The organism is Streptomyces sp. NPDC015139 (assembly GCF_043079785.1).
GTDB classification, from domain to species: domain Bacteria; phylum Actinomycetota; class Actinomycetes; order Streptomycetales; family Streptomycetaceae; genus Streptomyces; species Streptomyces albidocamelliae.
Genome location: NZ_JBIBUW010000035.1, coordinates 23,360 through 30,151 on the forward strand (window position 1 = coordinate 23,360; position 6,792 = coordinate 30,151).

General features: G+C 70.4%; 7 protein-coding genes. 3 read left to right on the plus strand and 4 right to left on the minus strand.

The genetic code is table 11. The features are described from left to right. Positions 1–2: 2 nt before the first annotated feature. From ACF08B_RS40145 to ACF08B_RS40160, 4 genes are all read right to left on the minus strand, one after another. Complete coding sequence (locus ACF08B_RS40145) at positions 3–1,292, minus strand: MFS transporter (protein WP_392321990.1); 1,290 nt, start codon at positions 1,290–1,292, stop codon at positions 3–5. Positions 1,293–1,615: 323 nt separating this feature from the next. Further along, positions 1,616–1,846, minus strand: coding sequence for a hypothetical protein (locus ACF08B_RS40150; RefSeq protein WP_392321991.1), 231 nt, complete (start codon positions 1,844–1,846; stop codon positions 1,616–1,618). Between the two features lie 190 nt (positions 1,847–2,036). Then, positions 2,037–2,885, minus strand: coding sequence for an alpha/beta fold hydrolase (locus tag ACF08B_RS40155; protein WP_392321992.1), 849 nt, complete (start codon positions 2,883–2,885; stop codon positions 2,037–2,039). A gap of 98 nt (positions 2,886–2,983) precedes the next feature. Further along, on the minus strand, positions 2,984–3,874 hold the full coding sequence (locus ACF08B_RS40160) for a helix-turn-helix transcriptional regulator (protein WP_392321993.1): 891 nt from the start codon (positions 3,872–3,874) through the stop codon (positions 2,984–2,986). A gap of 260 nt (positions 3,875–4,134) precedes the next feature. Between ACF08B_RS40160 and ACF08B_RS40165 the strand changes: the two genes are divergently transcribed. The 3 genes from ACF08B_RS40165 to ACF08B_RS40175 all read left to right on the plus strand — a co-directional run bounded on the left by ACF08B_RS40165 (position 4,135) and on the right by ACF08B_RS40175 (position 6,463). Beyond that, the gene (locus tag ACF08B_RS40165; RefSeq protein ID WP_392321994.1) at positions 4,135–5,151 is read left to right on the plus strand and encodes a zinc-dependent alcohol dehydrogenase family protein; all 1,017 of its coding nucleotides are present in this window, start codon (positions 4,135–4,137) and stop codon (positions 5,149–5,151) included. Between the two features lie 103 nt (positions 5,152–5,254). Beyond that, a complete protein-coding gene (locus ACF08B_RS40170) occupies positions 5,255–5,665 on the plus strand; it encodes a cupin domain-containing protein (protein WP_392321995.1) in 411 nt (136 codons plus the stop codon). A gap of 156 nt (positions 5,666–5,821) precedes the next feature. Further along, positions 5,822–6,463, plus strand: coding sequence for a carbonic anhydrase (locus tag ACF08B_RS40175; protein ID WP_392321996.1), 642 nt, complete (start codon positions 5,822–5,824; stop codon positions 6,461–6,463). The last annotated feature ends 329 nt before the right edge of the window (positions 6,464–6,792 follow it).

A 6,792-nucleotide genomic window follows, 5' to 3' on the forward strand; every position in this document is an offset into this window, starting at 1 on the left:
GCTCACCTCACGGTGTCGTGGTACTCGAGCTTCTTGAACCAGTGAAGTGCCGGGAAAGCGAGAAGGGTAGCGGCGGACAGGACCCCGAATGCGATCTCGGGTCGGCTGACGAAGAGTCCGACTGCCGTCGTCAGTAGTACTCCTCCCAGATTGCCCGCCATCCAGATGAGTCCGGCCGCCGTGCCCTCGGCTTCGGGCGCGTGTCGCTCGCTCAGGGAGAGCACGATGGGAAGAGCCGGGAGCAGCACGAAGCCTGTCCCGAGGAGCATGAGGAAGGCCATGGGCGTGCTCGGGACCAGGGCCAGATGCAGACAGCCCCCGGCGGTGAAAGCGATCGCGGCGCCCATGACCTGGACCTCGCGGCCACGCCGATCTGCCCAGACCGGCACGACAGCGCAGCCGATCACGCCGGCGATCATGGTCAGCGCGAGAATGAGGCCGGCGGTGGATTCAGGGACTCCGGCCGGCGCCAGCAGCGGCTGCACGAACGTCGCGAGTGCGATGAACGTGCCCATCGGGATGGCGACGACCCCGCACAGACGTCGGATGTGGCGATTGCCGAACGCCGCGCGAAAGGCCCGGAGTCCGCTGGTCACGGATGCGGACTCGGGGCTCGTCCGCGGCGGGAAGCGAAGTGCCCCGACGAGACACAGCCCGGCGTCCATGGCGATCAGGGCGGTGATGAGGGTGAGGGTATGGATGTGGCGCTCACCGGGCAGAAACGCGCCGAGCAGGTAGCCCAGGACCATGCCGGCGAACGTGGCGGAGGACGCGGCGGCGATTCCGGTGGCGCGGTGCTTTTCGGCGAGGTAGCCCACGGCAAGGCCCGGTATGGCATTCAGGATGAAGGGCTGTCCCACAGCGGCGACGACCTGTCCGATGAATGCCCAGGTGAAGTCGTCGGCAACGAGGCGCAGGAACGCCCCTGACGCGGTGAGCACCGCGCCGACCACGAGGGCTGGGCGGAGAAGCCGGTCGAGCGCGATGCCGGCAGGGATGGCAAGGAGGACGTAGATCAGCGGGAAGACCTGGGACAGCCAGCCGATCGCGCCGATGGAAACGCCGAAGTGCTGCGCGGCGTCCTGCGTCACGGGCGCGTAGTTCACGAACAGCGCCTGGGTCGCGGCCGCCAGCAGTCCGTACGCGAGGAAGACCAACCACCTGCTCTTCGTGTGCTGCTCGACGTGCGGCGCAGCCACCGTCCCGGCTGCGCGCGCGTTCTCGTTCGCGCTCGTGAGTGGCGCCTGACGACCAAGCGACTCGCCGCGCCTCCGGGCGCTGCGTCGGATCATGACTGCCGCGACTGCACCTACCCCTACCGCGGCAGCTCCGCGAGCTCGTCGCCGAGCGGTCGTCAACTCCGGCATGCCATTGTCCTTTTCGGTCGACGGTGGTGCTCCACTGTCGCGATCCGGATCGTCTCTGGGTACGACACACTGCACCCGGGTTTGCGCTGCCCGGTGCACTCGGCACTACCCGGGTAGCACACCGCAAGCTGCGTTCGCGGGCGCGCTGTTCACGCAGGCTGAGAGCTGCTTCCACACAGTGCCTCGGCAGTCGCGCTTGGGAAGTGGGTGTCCGGTCTCCTCGACCACGTTCCCCAGCCGCCCTGTCGTCAGTGACCCGGCTGGCCGACCCCCGCGGCCTCCCCGCCCTGGTCGAGTCGCTCTGGGACCCTACCGGGCGCAGTTGGGTCGAGGGCGATCCGCGCCGGCCGGAGACGCACGAAGTCCTCGCGCCACTGCGCGAGCATGCGGACGTCCTGTTGCCCGCGCTGCTGGAGGACGTACGGCAGGACCACGAGCGGCACGGCGACCCCGGTGAGATCATGGGCATCTTGCTGCACGTCGCCGAGAAGTGGGGGCCGAACGCGCTGCCCGTGCTCCAAGTCGTTTACGGCGACCTGGGCGAGGTACTCCGCGGATTCCTGCGCATCGGCACGGTCACGCCGGCCGCACGGCGGGCACTGCGCCTCGTTGCGGCCCGCGACGAAGACCTCCGTTCGTCCGTCCTGCCGAGCCGCACCTCGACGGTCTTCACTGGTGGCTGGCCACAAGGGCTGTCAGGTCGGCGAAGGCGGAGCGGACTGCTTCAGGGTTCTCGATCCACGGGAAGTGGCCTCCGCCTTCGATCGTGCGCCGCAGCACGCGGGGATGGTCGAAAGCGGCGTCCTCCAACCAGAGGCTCTGGTCGACCACGTGATCCTCGGCGCCGCTCACAATCAGCGTTGCGGGCTCGCCGTTTCGAGGTTTCCACCGGGCCTGGTAGACGTCGTCGAAATGAGCGTCCGCCCAGGCAACCGCGTCCTGGCAATAGGGGAGATCTTCGAGCACGGCACGGCCTGCGGCGAGTCCGTCAGGCGTGAAGTTCCACTCCGCGGCGGCAAGAGTCAGCCGACTCAGGGATTCGTCACTCGGGGTCCGGGCGTACGCTGCGGCCACCTCGTCCAGGCCGTGGATCGGATGCGCTTCGGCCCACTCGCCGAACGCCTGCCGCCATCCCGCGTGCGGGGCGCTGCTGACCAGACACAGTCCGGCGACCTTGCCCTCCAGCTCGGGAACGGACAGCAGGAACATCCCACCGGTGGAATGGCCGACCACGATCACGTCGTCGAAGGCCTCGACCGCCTCGGCCAGTACGCCCGGCCACAGGTCGTACGTGCGGCTCGGAACCTGCGGTACACCGCGGTTGGAACCGTCTCCTGGCAGATCGACCAGCCACACCGTACCCGGCACGTCGGCTGCACGTGCCAGTCCTCGTACGGACTCCGACCCGAGGCCGGGACCGCCCGGAACGAACAACCAGTTCCACCGCTCCTCGCCCTGGGAAACACAGCGCAGCCTGACGCCCGACCGCGTCCAGCGGTCCCGACCCTCCGACGCCACGTCGCACCACCTCTCACTACCCGTAAGCCTGTGAGCCTCTCACTCTGCTCGCGGTGGCCGGCGAGCACGCATGTGCCGTGACCTCGCGGGTGGCGCTGTCAGGCGGTGGGGTGCTGTGCTGCCGCGTCGGCGTTGTCGGTGGCGGCCAGGGAGGCGAGCAGGCGTAGTCCCTCCTCGGAGGGGGAGCCGGGCTCCGCGGTGTAGATGGTCAGGGTGAGCCCGGGTTCGGCGGCCAGGTCGAGGGATTCGTAGGCGAGGGTGAGGTCGCCGACGGCGGGGTGACGGAAACGTTTGGTACCGGTGCCGTGGCGGCGGACGTTGTGGGCGCCCCAGCGGGTGCGGAAATCCCTGCTGCGGGTGGACAGCTCTCCGATGAGGTCGTGCAGGTCCTTGTCATGGGGGTCGCGGCCGGCTTCGCGGCGCAGCATGGCCACGGCCATGTCGCCGAAGAGTTCCCAGTCGGGGTAGAACTGGCGGGAGGCCGGGTCGAGGAAGTTGAAGCGGGCCAGGTTGGCCTGGTTCTCGGCATGGGCGAACAGATCGGTGTAGAAGGCCCGGGCGAGCGGGTTGACGGCGAGGATGTCCGTGCGGCCGTTGCACACGACTGCGGGCCCCGCGGTGATGGCGTCGAGTGTCCATTGCAGGCTGCGGTGTGGTGTCCACTGGCGGCTGGTGGACCGGCGGCGGGGCCGGGTGAGGGTGTCGGAGCCGTCGGCGGCCTGGGCCAGATGCAGGAGATGGGCGCGCTCGGCGTCGTCCAGCTGCAGCGCCCGGGCGACGGCCTCGAGGACGGCGGGGGAGGCACCGGCCAGGTTGCCCCGTTCGAGTTTCGCGTAGTACTCGACGCTCATGTCGGCCAGTGCGGCGACCTCGCTTCTGCGCAGTCCGGGCACACGCCGTCGCGATCCGGCCGGCAGGTCGACCTGCTCCGGGGTGATCTTCGCTCGCCGCGAGGTGAGGAACTCGCGGACCTCCTCACGGTTGTCCATGTCTTCGACCGTACGGCCTGATCGCTGCGGGAGGGATGTACTGCCGGTACACCTCTCACTGGTATGTCGCTACCCGTCGGCGCGAGCGGTTACCTGGAGAAGGGGCACTTCCCGAGCGGCGCCGCCGTCCGGGTGGGTACCCCGCCGGGCAGTGCGCGAAGGACGACGGCGTCCCTCTCACGTCCCCGACCCGTGCCACCCACTACGGCGGCGGCCGGGCCGGCCCCGCCCCCTCTTCCGACGAACGTAAGGATTTCCCCATGCGCGGAGCAGTGATCCACGCCCCCGGCGATGTGCGCTTCGAGACCCTGGACGACCCGAAGATCCTCAAGCCGACGGATGCCATCATCCGCACGGCCGTCACCTGTGTGTGCGGCTCCGACCTGTGGCCCTGGCGCGGCCTGGACGCGACCGAAGCGGCGCATCCCATGGGACACGAGTACGTCGGCTTCGTGGAGGAGGTCGGAGCCGAGGTGACCGCGGTCAGGCCGGGCCAGTTCGTGGTCGGCTCGTTCGCGACGTCGGACAACACCTGTGCGAACTGCCGCAACGGCTTCCAGTCGAACTGCCTGAACCGCGAGTTCATGAGCACCTGCCAGGCCGAGTACGTCCGCATCCCCAACGCCCAGGGCACCCTGGTCGCCACCGAAGAGGTGCCCGACGAGAAGGACTGGCCGGGCCTGCTGGCCGTCTCCGACGTGATGGGCACCGGCTGGTACGCCGCCGACGCCGCCGAGGTCAGGCCCGGATCCACCGCCGTGGTCGTGGGCGACGGAGCGGTCGGCCTGTGCGCGGTGATCGCCGCGAAGGAGAGGGGCGCGGAGCGGATCATCGCGATGAGCCGCCACGAGTCCCGCCAGCGGCTCGCCCTCGAATTCGGCGCCACCGACATCGTCACCGAGCGCGGCGACGACGGCGTCGCCCGGATCAAGGACCTCACCGACGGCATCGGAGCCGACTCCGTCCTGGAGTGCGTCGGCACCGCCCAGGCCATGCGGCAGGCCCTGCACTCCGCCCGGCCCGGCGGCAACGTCGGTTTCGTCGGCGTGCCCCACGAGGTCGCCATCGACGGCCAGGAGCTGTTCTTCTCCCACGTCGGACTGCGCGGCGGCCCCGCCCCCGTACGCCGGTACCTGCCCGACCTCATCGACCGCGTCCTGTCGGGCCGGATCGATCCGGGGAAGGTCTTCGACCTCACCCTGCCGCTGGAGCAGGTCGCCGAGGGCTACAAGGCGATGGACGAGCGCCGCGCCATCAAGGCCCTGCTCAAGCCCTGACCCCCTCGGGCCGCGGTTTCTCCGGCAACGCGCCGCCCACACGATCCCACGACCGGCTGCCCGGCCACGCAGGCCGGTGACGCCCGCAGAGAAGGACACGACCTTGCAGATCACCCGCAGCGCCATCGACACCGTCAAGGGTCCCGCCGACTGGTTCACCGGCGACGTCTACATCGACGCCGTCGCTGCCGCCCCCTCTCCGTCCCGGGTGAGCGCCAACCTGGTGCACTTCATGCCCGGCGCGCGCACCCACTGGCACCGCCACCCGCTGAGCCAGACTGTCTTCGTCACCGAAGGGATCGGCCTGTGCCAGCGCCGGGGCGGACCGATCGAGGTCATCCGGCCCGGCGACCGCGTCCTGTTCGAGGCCGACGAGGAGCACTGGCACGGCGCCGCACCCAACCGACTGATGGTGCACCTGGCCATCAACGAAGCGGACGCCGATCACGACGTCGTGCACTGGCTGACGCCCGTCACCGACGAGGAGTACGCGGCCGCCCCGGCCACCGGCTGAACTCGGCGCCGGGCCCGGTGAGGCGCCGACGCGTCACGAGTGGGGTGCGTCCGCTGCCGGGCCGGTCGGGCTCAGGGCGAGGAATTTCGACGGCACGCCGGCCGACAGGGAGGGGCCAGGCGTGCGACGGCCGGCGCCCCGTCCTAGGCTGCGGCCATGACTGAGAACAAGGCCCCGACGCCCCGCGACGCTTTCGAGCTGCTGCTGGCCGGTAACCAGCGCTTCGTCAACAGCGCCCCTGAGCACCCCAACCAGGACGCCACTCGCCGCAGCGAGATCGCGCCGTCCCAGCAGCCCTTCGCTGTGATGTTCGGGTGCTCCGACTCCCGGCTGGCCGCCGAGATCATCTTCGACCGCGGCCTGGGCGATCTGTTCGTCGTACGCACCGCGGGCCACGTCATGGGACCGGAGGTGCTCGGCAGCATCGAGTACGGCGTGGACGTGCTGGGCTCCCCGCTGGTCGTGGTCCTCGGCCACGACTCGTGCGGCGCAGTCGCCGCCGCCTGTTCCGCCCTGGAGAACGGCATGACGCCGGCCGGATACGTCCGGGACGTCGTCGAGCGGGTGACCCCCAGCGTGCTGGCCGCGCGAGCGGCAGGGCGGGTCGAGCCGGAGGAGATCCTCGCCGAGCACATAGGGCACACCGTCGACCTGCTGCTGGACCGCTCCCGGGTGCTGGCCGAGAAGGTCGCCGCCGGGAAGGCCGCCGTGGTGGGCCTGTGCTACCGCCTGGCCGACGGCAGCGCCCAGCTCGTCGCCTCGCGAGGCCTCGACGCGGCCGTCTCCGCCGGGTCCTGACCGCCCCGGTGGGTCTCAGCTGATGAGCGGCGGTCGGCGGTCCCCGTAGTCGGGGACGAGGAACCCGCTGGTTCGCCGCTCGATGGTCCACGGCGGGCGCGCCGCCGGCTGGCTCGCGGAGCCGACTACGGCCTGCGGCGCTGCCTGCCGGCCAGGTGATTGCGCGAGATCAGCGGCGGGTTGCGTGCGGCGAGAGTGCACCCGGTCGGACCGCCCGCCTGGCCGGCCATGTGTCCCTACTGGCCGTTGACCGGGCCGTCGCCGGCGATGTGCTGGTCGTGGGTGTGGAACTTGCTCCGCCCCTTGCTGCTGGTCTCGGTTGTCGTGGT

What these genes read in the sequence shown, in the direction of transcription:
- ACF08B_RS40160 (WP_392321993.1), bottom strand. Translation starts at nt 3,874, where the DNA reads ATGGACAACCGTGAGGAGGTCCGCGAGTTCCTCACCTCGCGGCGAGCG.
- ACF08B_RS40175 (WP_392321996.1), top strand. Translation starts at nt 5,822, where the DNA reads ATGACTGAGAACAAGGCCCCGACGCCCCGCGACGCTTTCGAGCTGCTG.
- ACF08B_RS40145 (WP_392321990.1), bottom strand. Translation starts at nt 1,292, where the DNA reads ATGATCCGACGCAGCGCCCGGAGGCGCGGCGAGTCGCTTGGTCGTCAG.
- ACF08B_RS40165 (WP_392321994.1), top strand. Translation starts at nt 4,135, where the DNA reads ATGCGCGGAGCAGTGATCCACGCCCCCGGCGATGTGCGCTTCGAGACC.